The organism is Ruminococcus sporogenes (assembly GCF_054655175.1).
This window is the reverse complement of the sequence record NZ_BAAHOA010000002.1, coordinates 206,211-221,792: the sequence shown is the minus strand read 5'-3', so window position 1 is coordinate 221,792 and position 15,582 is coordinate 206,211. Positions and strand designations below refer to the sequence as shown.

Below are 15,582 nucleotides of genomic sequence, written 5' to 3'. Positions count from 1 at the left end.
TTCATAATAAAAGGAAATAACCGCCCTCAGCTACCAAACTAAGACGGTTATTTACTTAACTTACTTATTGGGAGCGACCGTCTATCGGTATGCCCCTTTTTTATTATTATACAACAATTAACCGTATGTGTCAACCGTCTTGGCCGTTTTTATCCTCATTTATTTTCCCTTTAGCGTTCTTTAATAAATTAGCTATCCATTTCGGAATAATATCCGGGTTGCATTCGTAGAGATTCTCGCATATAGATATGCATTCGTTAAGCACTATGTAGCTTCCGATGATTAAACCGAAGGGCAAAGCAAAGGGTACTTCGACAGATACTATTTTTTCAAGAGACATGGGTATGAAGTAGTCCAGAAATACCCCGAAAAACAACGCCGCGAGAAGCGATATCTTTTTCCAGAAGCCGATAAAGCCTCTTTTACTTGACCAGGGAACGCCCGTTATTTTGCTTTTGACCAGTCCCGTAACGAAATCGAATACTATTCCTATCACCACAAAAAGAAGTATAAGCCCGTATTGCTTTGTGGCCGTCGCTATAAACCCTCCGATAACGGAAAGTATGTATTTTATCTTATCGTTCATTACATTAGCCCCCTTTAAATTATTGAATATATCTGTACGCTTCCTATTGCGGAACCGCTTGAATCCATAGCAAGCTCCAGCGTGTTCTTGTCCGGCATAGAAGCCGTTATATAGCCTCCCATATCCTTAGCGGCCTGCGGACCGCTTGATGTGATATACGAAGAGGACGGGATTCCGCCGTATATGCGATATATGTTATCGGCGGATTTCGATAAATACGATATCGGTATCATCGACGATACTCCATATTTAAAGCCGGTACTTGCGGATCCGTTTAAATTTATCAAGACTACAGAGTAGTCGGCTAATCCTGAGATTGAAGCTTCTCCGCTCGTACTCAGAATAGAGCCGTCATACAAAAGATTTCCGCCTGCCGCCGTAGTTATTTTTCCATCGGGCGTTATCTTTACTACCGGATTCTGATAACTGCCTATATAGTAATACTCCAGGGTGTCGGTGCGTCCGTATGCTCCTATTGCTCCAAGCGAGGTTTCCTTATCGGTCTTATAAAAGCTCACTCCCGAAGCCCAAGGAGACCCGTTGCTTGTGGTATATACCCTCATTCCGTTTCTTCCGAGTCCCGCGGCTCTTCCCGTCGCTCCGTAGGGTATGACTATCTCCGAATCAGGATTCATAGTTCCGCCGCTTAGAGGCAGATAATCATGGGTATGATTTGCCTTGGAATAATCATCTGCATTCTTAGCCGCCATACTGCCTAAAGTATACTTGCTTACCATAGGCACGCCATTATCAAGATAAATCGGAACTGTCGGTGAGCCTACGCTTTTTGTAAGTTTTTCTGCGCTTGCAGCCGCCCCGCCCGGCGTTGTACTGCCGGCAAAGTTCTTGTTATCAACATACTCCTTGGTTACAGCGTCTTTGCTTTCATTTATCGGGGAAAGATTTTTCATAAGCTCCTCCTTATCCTACGACGACAGCGTAATAAGAGCCTGCCGTTATCGTAGTGTCGCTTGATATTTTGATTATTACGTTTGATCTGCTGTTTATCGTGATATCGCACATCACCTTTTCACCGCTTGACGTATACACGTCGCATAGTACGGCGGTATCGTTTCCAGCAAGCGATAAACCGTGATTGCACGCCCAAGTACATACGCCGCTTGCAGGCGTAAGAGCAGGGCATAGTATTTTAGCCTTGTGTACTCCGTTTGTAACAAGAGACTGCAGGCTTTCTATAAGGTCCTTGTTATCCTCCACCGCCTGCGCAAGCTCGAATATGGTGTCGAGAGCCTCCGATGGCGCGCCGCCAAGCAGTGCGGAAACCTTTTCGTCCGTATACGATCTTGCGCTTGCGTAAGCCTGGGCGGCCGCTCCCGCCTCTTCAAACGCATTCGGGTCAATTACTTTAATACTCTGAACAGATGGCGAAAGGCTGCTGTTTTTCTTTTTCAATACGGTTAAAACTCCGCTTGAAGTACTTGAAAATTCAAATGCGTCAAGCGGGTTGTAATTTATCCAGTCGGAGCCGTTGTAAATTTTAAGGCAGTTGTTCGTTGTGTCCCAGAAAAAGCTTCCCGCAACGGGAGAATCCGGAGCGGACGACATTGCTTTGTTTTCCAGTACCGCGTTCAGCAGCTGATTGTTACATAAATCAATTCCAGTTTTCGCTTTTACACTCATAATAAAACCTCTTTTCTTAAATTTGGGCATAAAAAATGCGCCCCTTACGGAACGCTTTGTAAAATATTGACTTTTATGGCATAATATTGTATAATTTGTATCAAGGCATACCTAAAACGGTAGGCGGTCAATCCTGCTCCCGGAAGGGAGTGATAATTATGAATTATGTGTCATGGAGCGAACTGCTTCAGTTTGCGGCCTTTATGACTACATATACAGCGTTAATTTATACTGTGTTTCATAATAAAAGGAAATAACCGCCATACTCTCACATAGGCGGTTATTTTTATAACTCAGCATTATGGGAGCGACCGTCTATCGGTATGCCCTTTTTTATTATTATACAATTTTTCATAAAATATGTCAAGCGTTAATTTAAATAAACCGTTCCCGCCGTAGGCTCGGAAAACCTAAGGGTGACGGTATTTTCATTCGTATACTCTATATCGCAGAGAACAACCGCCCCGGTATCGTCTATGACTGTAACCGACGGCTTTTTGTTTAAGCTGTGAAGTATCACCCAAACCTTTGCTTGAGTATCTTGCGTATATTCTCCGCTTTTATCCTTTCCTTCCCCGTCATTGTTAATATACGGATAAAACCTAACGGCGCAGTCCTCCGGAAACGAAGCCAGAAAATATTCGCAATCATTAGAAATATATACGCTTTTAAGTATGGTTCCGGAAAAAGCATAATTTCCTATGCTCTTTACACGAGGCGGTATATATACGAAATGAAGTTGATTTTGCTGTGCAAACGCCCCGTCGTCTACCGATCTGACAGAATCGGCAAGCAATATGGACGAAACGCTTCCCGTGCATACAAATTTCTCCATATAGCAGTCTACCGTCATAGTATAATCACCGATTTCATTGTAGGTATGGCTGTAAGACTTAGCCGGAGAATATTCCTCCGACGTACCGTCTCCCCACTCTACCACGCCTTTGCAAGTACTCTCCGAATCTATTACCGGTATTCCGGCGGCTGCCGTTCCAATATAGCTGACAGTAGTTATACAACTGCTGAAGCTTTCAAATTTCGGCTCGTCAAAGCGCCCACTTACCGCTATATAAGCGTTAGCTCTTGTATAGTCCTCGCTTATACTTTCTCCGTGTCCGTGGCTGCATTGTATGTAAAAATTAACAGTATAAGTTTTAATTTCCGAAGTATTGACAGGAAGGGATATATCAAGCGTATGCAGTCCCTTGCAAAGATACTGCTGAACCGCAATTTTAGTGTCGTATCCGTTAATAGAATTATTTACAGTCACCGTGCCGGGCTGAATCATATCAATACATATCTGCCCCGTAATTTCTACCGGAGAACCGTATTCCTTAGGTTGAAAGCTGATACGGCAGAGCCGTTTCTGATGAGTTCCGGCAAAAACCGGAGGAAGTCTGTAAATATACTGATTACGCAGATCGGTATAAATCGGAGTATCTCCTCCGCTTCCTGACGAGGTAGTATTTTTCCGGGATTTCGCCTGTATCATGCTGGCGTCGCTGGTTATTTTATGGGAGCCTCTGTAAGTCCAGTCGTTTTTTGTGACTAATATTCGTACACCCTGCCCCGCTACGCCTCCCGTCAAAAGAATATGGTCGCCTGCGTCTATTGTGGGATCACCGAATATTTCCGCTTCCGCTCCGTAATAAGTCAGCATAAAAAGACGGTCGGCTATTTCCTTTAAATATTCCTCCACAACGTTAATTTCACTAAGCCGCAATATGGGATTGTCGTCAATGGCAAGCGTATTTGCAGACGTGGATTCAGGCGGATATATATGCTTGTATTTGTCGCCTGTAAGTCCGGTTAGCGAAACGGAAACGGCGTCATAAAGTTTTTTATTCTTTATGGCTGCGGATTTTCTTTGACTGCCGTTTATTATTCTTGCATAATCCGGATACGCCTCGGAATATCTGCGGTCAAAGTTAATGATTTCAAGCTCGCCTTTTCTGTTTATGACCGCGCATGCGCATAAAAGCTGCGTTATCATTGTCAGAACGTCGCGAAAAGTTTTAATATCCTTGTTGCACGGGGCGGCTGTCGCAAAACCCATTGTCCTGCCGCCGTTGCTCATACCGGAAATATTGTATAAGCTTTCCTCCGATACGGCGACGCCGCAGTTATTGCCTATATGCCCGAGCCACAATGTAACCGGAATATCAAACACGGAACCGTCCCCGTACGGCGGAATAAAATCCTTGTCAAACTTGACCATGTCGTCATAGCATACCAGCTTTGTAGTGCGGCTATCCGGAACGCTTATTTCGGTAACGTTGAAAACTCCCATGGGAATCTCTTCAAAAGTACCGTCGGAAAGTCTTACGCAGCAAAAGGGGCGAATAACCGCCCCCTGATAATTCCCGCTGTCAATATTGTCGTCTAAAAGAGATACGCCGAATTCTCCTATGCATACGGCGCCCAGCTCGAAATCCGAGCCGCTTACGCACTTGCTTTTTACATAGGCAGTACCGCTTTTTATATTCTCGCTGCCTATTCTCCTTAAGCTTCCGCCGGGAAATGTAACCTGACAGTAAAAATCTGTAGTTCTGTCGGGACTGTTCAGAATCGCTCTGCATTCGTCGCTTACCTTATACATAAAACCTCCTTAATATTCGATAAAATTAACGCTGAATTCCCATTGAGCCGCATTTTCCCCGTCAATATTTGTTATCAGATTAAGCGATCTGTCCCCTGCATACATAGTTACGTTTTCAGCATAATAACCGTTTGCAGGAAAGAAAAAGGTAACGTTCAACGCCGGCGCTGAAATAGCGGAGGTAAGCGCCAGCAGCTCGTCTGTTGTAACCCTCCATGTCGCGTTTAGTTTTTTAACGCCGCCTCTTATACGCTCTCTTGACATATACCCCGATTCGCTTCTGCCGCTTTCAGAGCTGTCAAGATCGGAAGCCGTAACAGAATATGATACAGGCGGCGGCGTATTATAGCTCCCGATTTTAATTAAATTCATCCCATCACCTTCCGTTTGTTATAAATGAGTTTTTATTCATAAGCTGTATGATTACCTCCTCGAGCATACGCCCGTCAATATTGAACTGCGCGACAAGGTCAAGCTGTCTGAGCAGCTCGTATATTTTCATCAGCAGTTCGTATATACGGTCGTTGCCGTTTCCGCCGCTTTGGGATATGATTCCTTGCAGCTTTGACAGAGGCGAAATAACCTCCGGATCCGTCCGGGCGTTTTTGTTGTCTCCTACCATTGCAAGCGTCGGCTGATATGCAAGTCCGCCTTTGGCTAAGCGCGGAATCGATACGGATTCCATTTCACCGAGTAATCCTAGCTCCACGCCAGGTATGCCGTTTATTGCTCCTATTACACTGTTTATGCCTCTGATAAATCCGTTGATGATTCCAATGAATCCGTTCACTATTCCCTCTATTATTCCAACTACTCCGTTATACATCCCCTTGAATAAATTCACTATGGGGTCGATAACCTTTTCTTTCATAAATGTAGCTAAAGTACTTGCTCCGGTTTTTATTCCTGTCCAAAGCCCGCCAAAGAAATTTGCAATCGGATTTATTATGTGATCACTAAACCAGTTGGAAACGCTGTTCCACACTGATTTTATTCCGTCCCAGCAAGTTGAAGCCAGATTTTTTATACCGGACCATAGCCCGCTGAAAAAATCACCCGCTGCATTCCACGCATTTTTTATGTGTTCCCATGCTGCCGCACCGACTTCTTTTATATCCTCCCAATGCTTTACGCATAAGATTATAATAGCGATGAGCGCCGCGATTCCTGCGACAACCCATGTTATCGGATTTGCCAGCATTGAAGCGTTCCATGCATTCTGAACTGCTGTCGCGATACCTCCGGCGGCCGAAAAAGCTTTAACAGCGTTACTACGGCAATAATTTTAGAGGCTATTGCAAAGGCAATACCGAGAGCGCTTATCATAGTCACAAAAACCTCAAAAAGCGTTTGATGTTCTGATATCCAGTCGCTTAATTTAGTCAAGCCGTCAGATATTCCGGTTAAAACGTCTATTATTATACCGCCGGTCCACTCAGCAATAGGCCTAAGCAAATTGTCAAAAAGCCACTCCCCCATAGGCTTTAACGCTTCTATAGCGGTATTCAGCACATCAAAAACGCCAGCCAGTATACCAAGAAAAGCCGGAAGGAGTTCATTTGCTGTCCATGTACCTAACGGCGTGAGAACATTTTGGAAAAACCAAAGAAGTCCTTCGCCTACGTTTAATGCAAACGGGGTTAATGAATCCCACAAATCATCTAATGCTCCACTTATTTTATCGTAATCAATACTTTTCACAAGCTTAGTAAGACAATCTATAAAGCCTGGTATTCCTTTTCCAAGCGTCCATTTACCTGTTGGTTTAAGTACTTTTTGATAAAAGCTTTCTATAGCGCCAAAACTGAAATCTTTAAGAGGATTCAGCGCTTCCTTAAGGCGTGATAGAGAATTTAATACGGGGTCTAAGGCCGTTTTCATTTTGCTGAATATGTCTCTGAATTTTTTCCCCATATTTTCAGCCATACTGTCAACGGCGCTGTTCGCCTCGTTGATACCGCTTAAATCAATACTGCCGGAACCAGCTCCGACATCTGAAGCCGTACTGTCTTCGGAATCGCCGAAGCTTAACGTGTTTATCTCGTCAAAACCGGCTAAAGCTTTTTTGGCTTTCTTAGCCGCCGTTACCGCTTCGTCTCCGGCATCGGCTATTCCCGCGCCCAACGACGCCGCTTCTGTGGTACCGCCCGACAACGCCGATTCTATACCGTCCTTATTCATAAGTCCGTTAGTGAAGCTTTTAAACGCGTTAGCCACTGTTTGCAGTTTGCCGAGAAGCATATTTAATCCCTTTAAAATGGGAGTAAAAACGTTTATAAAGCCCTGCCCAAGCGTCGCCTTTAAGCTTTCAAACCGTAGGCTTAGTACCCTTGTTTGGTTTGCCCAACTGTCCTGAGTACGGGCGAAGTCGCCTTGAGCGTCAGACAGCGACGACATGACATATCGGTATCTCAGCATAAGCTTCTCCTGTTCCGTCATGTTCTTGGTGGTCTTGCCGAAGCCGTTGTTCAAGGCGTAATTATCAAGTGCGGTCTGCGTCATAACGACGCCTAAGTCTTTAAGCGTTTCCGTTTCGCCCGTCCATATTGATTTGAGCTTTGTATACGCTTCATCAGCCGAAAGATTGAAAAACGACGCAACGTCTCCGGTAAGCCCTGTAACGGCCGTAGACATTTCGTATGCGGCCGATTCTGAAAGTCCCATAGCCTTTGACATTGCGCCGAACGTTCCCGCATACTTCTTGGAGGCGGTTTCTGACAGTCCGAACTGGGTTATTGCGGTTTGAGCGAAGCTGTTAATCCCCGAGCTCATAGACTTAAAGGTTACGTCTACAACGTTTTGTACCTCTTCAAGGTCGGAGCCTAAGGAAAGACAGGATTTCGTAAATCCTGCGACGGCGGCAGTTCCAAGAGCAGTTCCTATCATCTTTCCGAGAGGCTTAAACGCTGACATAACGCTGCTTTTAGCGCTTCCCGCTATCCTGCTTAACTGCTTGTTAAACATTCGTTTATTAATGGATAATCCCAGGTCGATAATACCCACATTAGTTCCCAATCAGATACCTCCTTTCTATTTAGAAAAGGCCGCTTTTGCCATTTCCTGAAAACTGGCCCAGTACTTAGCATAAGTTCCTTTGTCCATTTTTCTTTGCTTTGATTTTCTCTTTTGCCAATCGGAGCGTATTTTCTTTTGCTCCTTATTAAATCCCTTTATAATTTTCGGGTCCTTTTCAGAACGTATTGAAACGATCTGCCCCAGCGGAGTGTCCGGCATGATACCGGACAGTAAAGCGCAGAATTCAGGCCAGGACATGTTTCCCTCATTTCTCAGTCGTATGTTATACTGAGCGGCAAACGACGCTTCTATAAGCCCCCAATCGTCAAATAAGTCGTACCAATATTCTGTTTTATTATTGAAATCGTTTCTGGCTTTCCTCAAACTCTTCAAGCGTCTGACCGGAGCACGCGGCCATTACGGCGTTGAATATCGTCTTATACTCCGGCAAAGGAAGATCAAGACTATTAATCTCGTCGACAGTTTTCGAATTTGTAAGCGTTCTCAGAACGGTATCCATGAATTTAAACTCATCGGCTTTTTTGCCGCTTTTTTCAGCGTTTTCCGATTCCGCTATCATTGCTTGAACTGTAAGCACATTGCTTTTTCTGTTGTTTACAGAAACAATAAGGTTTTCGCTTATCTTGATAACGGGAAGCTCGTTTGTAATTTTTTTTGAAATATCAATCATTTTTATTTACCTCTTTCTTAAATTTAAGCATGAAAAAAGCGTTCCTCTACGAAACGCTTGACTTTTTATTAAATTGTGGTATAATAATAAATGAAAAGGGGCGTCTGCGATAAGCGGTTCACCTCCGAATACAGCGTAAATAATAATCGCCCTATGTAGGAGTGGGGCGGTTATTTTCTTTTATTATTGTTACCAAGCTTAACTATTTCAATAATTACAAGTAATAAAGTAAGTATTTCCATTATGCCCATAGTAACTCACCTCCAATACTGGAGGAAGAATTGAACCGCCTACCGTTTTATGCAGACACCCGCACGGTTATTATACCACAGGTGTCTTTTTTTGTCAATTTATACCGAAGCCGATCCCTTTATATACTCCGGCTTTCCGTGACTTAAAATTTCAAACTCCATAGCGTCTATTGCCGTACTGTCGCCGCCGAGAGACGTTACATTAACAACGCACGGAATCCCCAGCTCGTCGCCGTTGGGGAAAATTATATCAAAAAACGAATAACAATCGTTGCCCGTTTTCATAAATAAGCCGGCTATATAATCGTTTCCCGGGTCGCCGCTGTTTCTTTTCGCGGTCATTGAAATGGTAATGGATTTAGCTGTTACAAGTCTTTTAGTCCAACCTTCGCCGTCCATCGGATTCCATTCCTCGACTCCTCCGTCAATGCTTATGGAAAGCCCTTCGGCGTCGCTTATGGTTTTAGGGCTTTTAGGCATTGCCTGACCGTCCGTGAAATTTAACCCCGCCGTATCTATTCTAAAGGCAATATCATAATTTGCGTGAACTCCGGAGGTATATTTAACTGATTCTCCAGCCATATTAATCATTCCTTCCTTTCATAATAAAAATCGCATTCAATTACATATTCATATATGCCGTTTTCATCCGTATCAACCGATACAGGCTCATCGAGCAACAGCATTACGAACAGTATTCTGTTTCCGTTTATTACCGAATTTCTCGTACTGTAAAGCTCATTCCACAGCCGCTGAGCGGCGCGCTCTGTTTCACGCTGGCTTTTATTCCAATGGCAAAGCAGAGAAACGGACCTTACGCCATAGCTGCTGTTTTTCAATCCTCCCGCCGGTATATTCGGCGGACGAGAACGTTTCAGATTATAAACTCCTATACTCTTGAAGTTCTTATCCGGCATTTTGCCGCTATAAACCTTTTCGTCGTCAGTTATTCCCATTGTTCCGATAAAATCGCGTATATCAGACAGATAAAGCATTTCATACCCCCGTTTCCCGTTTATAAAATTGCTTAAACGCCGCCCTGACCTTTAAATTCTTTTTCCCTCCGTCCTTGTAAGGCTCAAACCATTTTCCGCCGGCATAGGGATTTTCGCCCTTATCAAAATTATATTCAGGGTGAAAATACAGCCGTCGGGCGTAGGGTCCCTCAACGCAGACGAATACCTTACCTATTTTACTTTGTGTCGAATCGATAAAATGCTTTTCGTTCTGTAATGTTCCGGCGGTTGTCTTGCCCGCCGCTTTTTCTTTTTCCGTCGGCACGTCGAACGGTATCGTCTGCGATTGCACAACATCGGTGTGGATAAATTCGGCAGTTTTTTCAAGAGCCGTTATCTGCGCGCGTTCAAGCTGTTTAATAGCTGTTTCATTCAGCTTTATATTACAGCTTACATTTTTTTGCATTATATCAGATCCAATCTTGTATAATTTACGGAGCCGTCAGGATTTCTCGCCTTTTGTCCTTTAAAAATACGCCTTAAACTTCCGTTTACCGTTACCGTACCGCCTGTTATATTCGGTATTTCAGGCGCTATATCGCCGGTGAAAAGAACTGTACCGGAAAGTTGTATAAGCTTTTTTTCAGCGGTGAGAATTGTTTGGCCGCTATCCTGATAATTGCACATTTCTTTTATAACAACGCTTTTATTCGGCTCTCCGTATTTATTAAGCCCTTCCTGTTCTATTTCAACGATAACGGGAGTTCTGCACAGTCTTTTCGGCACAAGACACGGATATTTCAATTTAATCACCTCATTAATCTGCAGCACAGACCTGTCTGGGACAGCAGCGCGTAAACATCGCTCCTTATTGCTACCCCTTTATCCGTGTAAACGTTCCACGAGCTTCCAAACTGAGCCGATACCCCGTTGATACTATAGCCGGAAAGTATACTACCGATTTCGTCAGCGTTTTCATATTCAAAATCCGCTTGCAGACAAACCACTTCGCGGATAATGTTCTGCTGAAAAGGCGTAAGCTCAGAAAATCCCCGGCCCACTATCCTGTTGTAGGTCAGGGAATCAACGTGTCTTGATGCAAAACCGAGGTATTTATTACGAGATTCTTCCGGTATTGTCGTACCGCCGTAGACGTCGGCGTAATATGCACTGTCTGCGTACATCATTTGTTTTCCTTTTTAGGCGGCTTCGTTTCACGTTCGGTTTTCAGCTTTTCAAGCTCTGATCTTACCTTTTCATATTCGCTGAACGGTACGCTTTTGCCTTTGCCGTAGGAAACTATATTTCCGTCTTCGTCTTGTATATCAAAGCCGCGGCTTATGTACGACTGCTTTTCCTGTTCGGTTATATCGTATACCTTGTTTCCTTTTATCGCTTTCATTTTATCATCTCCTTATACGCTTTCCTGTTCCGTATTCTCTTCCTCAACAGTTGCCGGCTCTACGTTCATTGCACAACCGTCTTTTTTCATCTCAAGCAAAAACAGATCCCCGTAATTGCGGTTCTGATACAAATAACCGTCTGCGGTCCTGCTGTCTGTTCCAGGAGTAAAAAGCTTGATATAGCTGTACTTATCCCTACAAACAACGCAGGATGGATGAATAAGAATAAAGTTTATTTGTCTTGCCCCGTCTGCCGGAGTACAGCCGTCCGTAAAATTGTACTGCGTTTTCATTCTGGCGGATGGAACGCTTTTTATTTCAACGTTATCAAGACTATGCACCCGCCTGTCAATTCCCGACTGGCTGCTCACATCGATATTACGCTGAATACCTTCCGCGCGTTTAAGAAGTTTTTTGACAGTCGGAGTTGCGTACAGAATTCTACCCTCCTCCGGCACTGCCGCCTCGTCCATTGCGGTCATCATATCGTCAAATTTATCAAGTATATTAGCCGCTGTCAAAACGGTAGCGTCGATATTTCCGCCGTAAGTTGTAAGCTCCGCAAAAAGCTTAGAAAAACGATAGCTGTCCTTTTCGGGAATAGCACGCTCAGTCTCAAATGTGTTCTGAATATTTGCAACTGAAAGCGTGAGATTAGTTTCGTCGATATCCATCGGATCGATGAAAAACTCTATATCTCTGTCATGCTCAAGCTTTTTAGGCTCCCAATCGTTTGACATAGTACCGGAATTAAAGCCCGGCGTTCTCGAGTGATCCTTGTAACCGCTAAGCGTCATTCTTGGAAGCTTGATAGTCTGAGCATTGATAAACTGCACCTGCATATTGCTCTTAGTCAGTGCGTCTGAGCAAAGCTCCTTTGAATATTTCTCCTGAAGCAAGCCTGTAAAGGTCGTCGCGTAATCATATACTGCCATTTATATCATCCTTTCTTTGTATTAAAGCCCGAACGCCGCTTTAAGAGCGTCGTTGTTCGCGTTATTGTCTCCGGAATCTCCATCGGCCCCGAATTTAAAGCCTTTAGCTCCGCCGGCCTGCGGCTTTAACTGGGGTATGTCTTCTAATACCTTTGCTATAGCGTTTTTCAACGCCTCCTGATTGATCTTTCCGTCTTCTCCGGTAACTCCGCTCATATCCGCCATTTTAAGAATATACGGCGCCGTCTTTACGTCAATTCCCATTGTAATGGCTTCCAGAGCGCCGGCTCGCTGAATCTCTGCCGTCAAGGCGGCTTTCTGCGCCTGTGCAAGCTGCGACTGGATTTCATTCAAATCGGGAGTATTCTTTGCCTTTTCCTCCTTATAGGCGTTGATCGCGGCTGACATTTCCTCCTGAGACAATCCCTGACGTTTAAAATAATTTCTGAGTATTTCCGATTCCTTCTGTTCTGTGCCGTTTGCAACAATTTCGGCGATTTTGCCATAGTCAATTTCGCGGGCAGGAACGGACTGCGGATCGGAATTGCCGGCATTTTGATTCTGCCCTTGATTCTGATTGTTTACGTTAGCTTCTTCTGCCATAACATTACCTCCAAAAAATATTTAAGCAGTTTTATGCCGTGCTCAGGGCATGAAAAAAGCGCTCATAAAAGCGCTTAATCAATAGTTTCAAAGCTTACCGGAATCCACATATTCGGATTGAAGTTAAGCGTATAGTGGTAATTATCAACGTAATTATCCGTAACATCTTCGACCGTATAAGTTACATTGTCAGAAAGACCTATAAAATGCTTTTTATACGTGCCGTTTTCATCTTCAACTATTATTTCTAGCTGATTTTCGGCGGTATCCGCATTTAAGGACATTTTTCCGGTCATTTGAAAAAGTACATCGCCCTGAATGCAGTTAATAACGGTTATTTGCCTAATTGTGTTAAAGTTATCAGCTTGCTTTGAAATATTGTACGATACTCTTTCAGACTGTCTTTGACATCCGACAGACAATGCCGACATCAACGTCAGCCCCATTACGGCTGCAAGTATTTTCTTTGATTTTCTTTTCATAATTCTACCTCTTTCTTTTTTAGTGATATATAAAAATAACGCTCCGACTATTGCCGAAACGCTTAACAAGCTATTTTCTTAACATTCGTTACTTCTATGAAGCTTTTTATCCGGTCGTAACCCCAGCCGCAATTAATCAAAGACGACACGAGCATTTCCATGCTTTCTATATCTCTGAGCTGTTCCGCTGTAAAACAATCGCGGAGATTATCTTTTTTGGGTATACCGTAATGCTCTCTCAGCTTATTGGCGTTCATGCCGAACAAAACCTTGTAAATGCAGTTTGTATATGTCGAATACGCATGACCGTGCATTCTTTCGTTTTCAGTAGACTGCTGCAAGGCTTTCGTGAGCGACTGCCTGACTGCGATCCCCTTTTCTCGTTCTATAAGCTTGCCCTTAAGAATATTTTCCATGACTTCAAACTGATTTATATAAGCCTCTTTAAAAGCGTCAGCTTTTTTGCCTGTGTAGCCCATTACCAAAAATGAGAATCCATTTTTTGTCATGTAATAGCACGGCTGTTTACGGCCTTGCTCATTAATGTATGTCGACTCCGCAAAATTGCGGAGTCGGAATTTGTCTGAACAGCCAAGATTACGAATAGATTTCAGCACATCATCATGACGTTTCTCAAACGTCTCCGCTACATCAAGACTGCTTACAACAGTTACTTCCTGCTTGTTGATTTTCGATACTTCTACTAACATAGTAATAATCCTTTCAGTTATTTTATTTTTGGGTATAAAAATAGCGCATACCTTTAGGCATACGCTGATTTGTATTAAATTGTGATATAACTAAACCGCCTTATCAAGGCGGCTATAACAACTTTAAATCTTCTTCACTGCAATTAAAAAGTGGAAAATCTCCTCCATAACCGTCTTTGCGTTTTCCTTTGATGTCACTTTCAACAGTTATTACTGTTTTGCTTCCGGTTTTTACGATATCAACTATTGTACCGGGGAGATTCTTCGATTTTATTATAACTTTATCATATAAATTAAACAATAATATCAATCCTCTCTATGACCGGTTATCAACCGTGGTTTACTTTCTGGAGTATCTTTTCTCCAAACAATTCGGAATCTTTTCTTATTATTAACACCGAGATACATAAATGTGCTGAAATCCTCTGTTCCATCCTCATTCTTTTTTATATCTAAGACTTTTGAATTATCAAACTCCGAAGTGATATCATTGAAAAGGCGTTCATAATCATTCTCATTGTATCCTACATCAAAAAATTCCTTGGAATGTTTTGCGCCTGGTTTTAATAGAAATTTATTGATTTTATCGGGATGAATTTCAATTCTTTCACTTGCCTTTATTATACCACTTCTACTTGAATTGTCAATATAATTTTCCGCCGTTTTTTTCCACTCGTCAGCTTTTTTACCGTACATGCGCCTATTGTCTTCATCAAGAAAATTTTCGGACATTCTTCTGAACTTTTCCGACTGATTTTCGGCATACCTTCGTTTCTGTTCGGCGTTGTACTGTTCTATAAGCTCCCGCCGTTCTGATTCTGTATAAGGTTTACCCTCGTCAGAAATACCCTCAAAATACGTCGTATGACCGTCCTTACATCTCGGATGGTAAAGTCCCTTTGCTATAGCTGTACTCATAAGCATATGCTTTCCGTCCGGTCTGCCCCCGCTCCATACATCGTCGATAAGTACTTTGCCTACAAACGGAGCGCACATAGGGCACGGATTGCCGCGCTTATTCATAATAACAAGGCTCTCGCCCCATTCCCTGCGCATTTCCCCTTCTCCGGTCAAATACGCCCTTTTGCCTGCGGTTGACAACGACATAGATATATAATCACGAATGCCGTGTCTCGCTCCGTTCTTGTATTCAATACAGTTTATTCCGGCTCTTAGAAAATCCTTTGCCGCCATGTCAACAGCCTTTTCATATGTTCCCGCCCCGCTTGCCGCATAAACCTGAGCGTTAAATACGATCTTTCGATACTGATCGTTTGCCATACGAAGCACGGCATGCTCGGCGCGTTCAGCGTCGTTAACGGTCGCCCTTATCAAAGCGTCCATTTTACGGGTATTCATTTTTATGAATTCTGCTGACGTTTCAGCATGGCCGCTGAATATATGTTTCGGCTTATAACCCTTTTTAATAGCTTCCAGTATTTTTATTTCCTGATTTGCCGATCCGTCGGCTCTCTCCTGTCTGATAAATTCATCTATTCTCGCATTAAGAGAAGCAAATTCCTTGGAAAATTTCTTTTTATTCTTCCGGCGGTATTCTTCCATAACCTTCAGTTGAATGGTCTGCCACATTTCCCAGTTATAGCCCTCCTTTGTTTCTTCCGCGCGGTGACGTTTAAAGTTGCGGAACATAGACGAAATCAATTCATTCTCAATACGGGCAAAAGCTTCGCTGATATCGTAATCAGGCAT

Annotated in this window: 20 protein-coding genes; all 20 read right to left on the bottom strand. The window is 43.3% G+C overall.

The window, feature by feature from the left end; translation table 11 throughout:
- Nucleotides 1-130 precede the first annotated feature (130 nt).
- Nucleotides 131-586: a phage holin family protein gene (locus ACYQ0N_RS07525; RefSeq protein ID WP_460161765.1), complete on the bottom strand. Its 456-nt coding sequence runs from the start codon at nucleotides 584-586 to the stop codon at nucleotides 131-133.
- A gap of 14 nt (nucleotides 587-600) precedes the next feature.
- The gene (locus ACYQ0N_RS07520) at nucleotides 601-1,497 is read right to left on the bottom strand and encodes a hypothetical protein (RefSeq protein WP_460161764.1); all 897 of its coding nucleotides are present in this window, start codon (nucleotides 1,495-1,497) and stop codon (nucleotides 601-603) included.
- Nucleotides 1,498-1,507: 10 nt separating this feature from the next.
- Nucleotides 1,508-2,227: a hypothetical protein gene (locus ACYQ0N_RS07515; RefSeq protein WP_460162355.1), complete on the bottom strand. Its 720-nt coding sequence runs from the start codon at nucleotides 2,225-2,227 to the stop codon at nucleotides 1,508-1,510.
- Nucleotides 2,228-2,597: 370 nt separating this feature from the next.
- Complete coding sequence (locus ACYQ0N_RS07510; protein ID WP_460162354.1) at nucleotides 2,598-4,826, bottom strand: leucine-rich repeat protein; 2,229 nt, start codon at nucleotides 4,824-4,826, stop codon at nucleotides 2,598-2,600.
- 9 nt (nucleotides 4,827-4,835) lie between these two features.
- Nucleotides 4,836-5,198 carry a DUF6711 family protein gene (locus ACYQ0N_RS07505; RefSeq protein WP_460161761.1) on the bottom strand — a complete coding sequence of 121 codons (363 nt, stop codon included), beginning with the start codon at nucleotides 5,196-5,198 and terminating at the stop codon, nucleotides 4,836-4,838.
- A gap of 4 nt (nucleotides 5,199-5,202) precedes the next feature.
- Entirely contained in the window at nucleotides 5,203-6,027 is an 825-nt protein-coding gene (locus tag ACYQ0N_RS07500) for a phage tail protein (protein WP_460161760.1), read from the bottom strand.
- Nucleotides 6,009-7,841 (bottom strand): phage tail family protein, encoded by a 1,833-nt coding sequence (locus ACYQ0N_RS07495; RefSeq protein ID WP_460162353.1) that lies wholly within the window; start codon nucleotides 7,839-7,841, stop codon nucleotides 6,009-6,011. Before ACYQ0N_RS07495 ends, ACYQ0N_RS07500 begins: the two co-directional genes overlap by 19 nt.
- Before the next feature lie 15 nt (nucleotides 7,842-7,856).
- Nucleotides 7,857-8,225 carry a Gp15 family bacteriophage protein gene (locus ACYQ0N_RS07490; protein WP_460162352.1) on the bottom strand — a complete coding sequence of 123 codons (369 nt, stop codon included), beginning with the start codon at nucleotides 8,223-8,225 and terminating at the stop codon, nucleotides 7,857-7,859.
- On the bottom strand, nucleotides 8,197-8,532 hold the full coding sequence (locus ACYQ0N_RS07485; protein WP_177531884.1) for a hypothetical protein: 336 nt from the start codon (nucleotides 8,530-8,532) through the stop codon (nucleotides 8,197-8,199). The genes ACYQ0N_RS07490 and ACYQ0N_RS07485 overlap by 29 nt, the downstream gene beginning before the upstream one ends.
- Nucleotides 8,533-8,882: 350 nt before the next feature.
- Entirely contained in the window at nucleotides 8,883-9,365 is a 483-nt protein-coding gene (locus ACYQ0N_RS07480; protein WP_460161758.1) for a phage tail tube protein, read from the bottom strand.
- A 5-nt stretch (nucleotides 9,366-9,370) separates the two neighbouring features.
- On the bottom strand, nucleotides 9,371-9,778 hold the full coding sequence (locus tag ACYQ0N_RS07475; RefSeq protein ID WP_460161757.1) for a minor capsid protein: 408 nt from the start codon (nucleotides 9,776-9,778) through the stop codon (nucleotides 9,371-9,373).
- A 1-nt stretch (nucleotide 9,779) separates the two neighbouring features.
- Complete coding sequence (locus ACYQ0N_RS07470; RefSeq protein WP_460161756.1) at nucleotides 9,780-10,205, bottom strand: hypothetical protein; 426 nt, start codon at nucleotides 10,203-10,205, stop codon at nucleotides 9,780-9,782.
- On the bottom strand, nucleotides 10,205-10,543 hold the full coding sequence (locus ACYQ0N_RS07465; protein ID WP_460161755.1) for a hypothetical protein: 339 nt from the start codon (nucleotides 10,541-10,543) through the stop codon (nucleotides 10,205-10,207). Before ACYQ0N_RS07465 ends, ACYQ0N_RS07470 begins: the two co-directional genes overlap by 1 nt.
- Before the next feature lie 5 nt (nucleotides 10,544-10,548).
- Complete coding sequence (locus tag ACYQ0N_RS07460) at nucleotides 10,549-10,926, bottom strand: head-tail connector protein (RefSeq protein WP_177531772.1); 378 nt, start codon at nucleotides 10,924-10,926, stop codon at nucleotides 10,549-10,551.
- Nucleotides 10,923-11,141: a hypothetical protein gene (locus tag ACYQ0N_RS07455; protein WP_177531773.1), complete on the bottom strand. Its 219-nt coding sequence runs from the start codon at nucleotides 11,139-11,141 to the stop codon at nucleotides 10,923-10,925. Before ACYQ0N_RS07455 ends, ACYQ0N_RS07460 begins: the two co-directional genes overlap by 4 nt.
- Nucleotides 11,142-11,153: 12 nt before the next feature.
- The gene (locus tag ACYQ0N_RS07450) at nucleotides 11,154-12,077 is read right to left on the bottom strand and encodes a capsid protein (RefSeq protein ID WP_177531774.1); all 924 of its coding nucleotides are present in this window, start codon (nucleotides 12,075-12,077) and stop codon (nucleotides 11,154-11,156) included.
- Nucleotides 12,078-12,098: 21 nt separating this feature from the next.
- The gene (locus ACYQ0N_RS07445; RefSeq protein ID WP_460162351.1) at nucleotides 12,099-12,680 is read right to left on the bottom strand and encodes a hypothetical protein; all 582 of its coding nucleotides are present in this window, start codon (nucleotides 12,678-12,680) and stop codon (nucleotides 12,099-12,101) included.
- Nucleotides 12,681-12,754: 74 nt separating this feature from the next.
- Nucleotides 12,755-13,162: a beta-sandwich lipoprotein gene (locus tag ACYQ0N_RS07440; protein ID WP_460162350.1), complete on the bottom strand. Its 408-nt coding sequence runs from the start codon at nucleotides 13,160-13,162 to the stop codon at nucleotides 12,755-12,757.
- A gap of 62 nt (nucleotides 13,163-13,224) precedes the next feature.
- Nucleotides 13,225-13,872 (bottom strand): Rha family transcriptional regulator, encoded by a 648-nt coding sequence (locus ACYQ0N_RS07435; RefSeq protein WP_460162349.1) that lies wholly within the window; start codon nucleotides 13,870-13,872, stop codon nucleotides 13,225-13,227.
- A 306-nt stretch (nucleotides 13,873-14,178) separates the two neighbouring features.
- Nucleotides 14,179-15,582, bottom strand: a complete 1,404-nt coding sequence (locus ACYQ0N_RS07430) for a phage minor capsid protein (RefSeq protein ID WP_460161751.1) — start codon at nucleotides 15,580-15,582, stop codon at nucleotides 14,179-14,181.

Coding starts and splice junctions, on each gene's coding strand:
- ACYQ0N_RS07525 (WP_460161765.1), bottom strand. CDS start 586: ATGAACGATAAGATAAAATACATACTTTCCGTTATCGGAGGGTTTATA.
- ACYQ0N_RS07520 (WP_460161764.1), bottom strand. CDS start 1,497: ATGAAAAATCTTTCCCCGATAAATGAAAGCAAAGACGCTGTAACCAAG.
- ACYQ0N_RS07515 (WP_460162355.1), bottom strand. CDS start 2,227: ATGAGTGTAAAAGCGAAAACTGGAATTGATTTATGTAACAATCAGCTG.
- ACYQ0N_RS07510 (WP_460162354.1), bottom strand. CDS start 4,826: ATGTATAAGGTAAGCGACGAATGCAGAGCGATTCTGAACAGTCCCGAC.
- ACYQ0N_RS07505 (WP_460161761.1), bottom strand. CDS start 5,198: ATGAATTTAATTAAAATCGGGAGCTATAATACGCCGCCGCCTGTATCA.
- ACYQ0N_RS07500 (WP_460161760.1), bottom strand. CDS start 6,027: ATGCTGGCAAATCCGATAACATGGGTTGTCGCAGGAATCGCGGCGCTC.
- ACYQ0N_RS07485 (WP_177531884.1), bottom strand. CDS start 8,532: ATGATTGATATTTCAAAAAAAATTACAAACGAGCTTCCCGTTATCAAG.
- ACYQ0N_RS07480 (WP_460161758.1), bottom strand. CDS start 9,365: ATGGCTGGAGAATCAGTTAAATATACCTCCGGAGTTCACGCAAATTAT.
- ACYQ0N_RS07475 (WP_460161757.1), bottom strand. CDS start 9,778: ATGCTTTATCTGTCTGATATACGCGATTTTATCGGAACAATGGGAATA.
- ACYQ0N_RS07470 (WP_460161756.1), bottom strand. CDS start 10,205: ATGCAAAAAAATGTAAGCTGTAATATAAAGCTGAATGAAACAGCTATT.
- ACYQ0N_RS07460 (WP_177531772.1), bottom strand. CDS start 10,926: ATGATGTACGCAGACAGTGCATATTACGCCGACGTCTACGGCGGTACG.
- ACYQ0N_RS07455 (WP_177531773.1), bottom strand. CDS start 11,141: ATGAAAGCGATAAAAGGAAACAAGGTATACGATATAACCGAACAGGAA.
- ACYQ0N_RS07450 (WP_177531774.1), bottom strand. CDS start 12,077: ATGGCAGTATATGATTACGCGACGACCTTTACAGGCTTGCTTCAGGAG.
- ACYQ0N_RS07445 (WP_460162351.1), bottom strand. CDS start 12,680: ATGGCAGAAGAAGCTAACGTAAACAATCAGAATCAAGGGCAGAATCAA.
- ACYQ0N_RS07440 (WP_460162350.1), bottom strand. CDS start 13,162: ATGAAAAGAAAATCAAAGAAAATACTTGCAGCCGTAATGGGGCTGACG.
- ACYQ0N_RS07435 (WP_460162349.1), bottom strand. CDS start 13,872: ATGTTAGTAGAAGTATCGAAAATCAACAAGCAGGAAGTAACTGTTGTA.
- ACYQ0N_RS07430 (WP_460161751.1), bottom strand. CDS start 15,582: ATGCCTGATTACGATATCAGCGAAGCTTTTGCCCGTATTGAGAATGAA.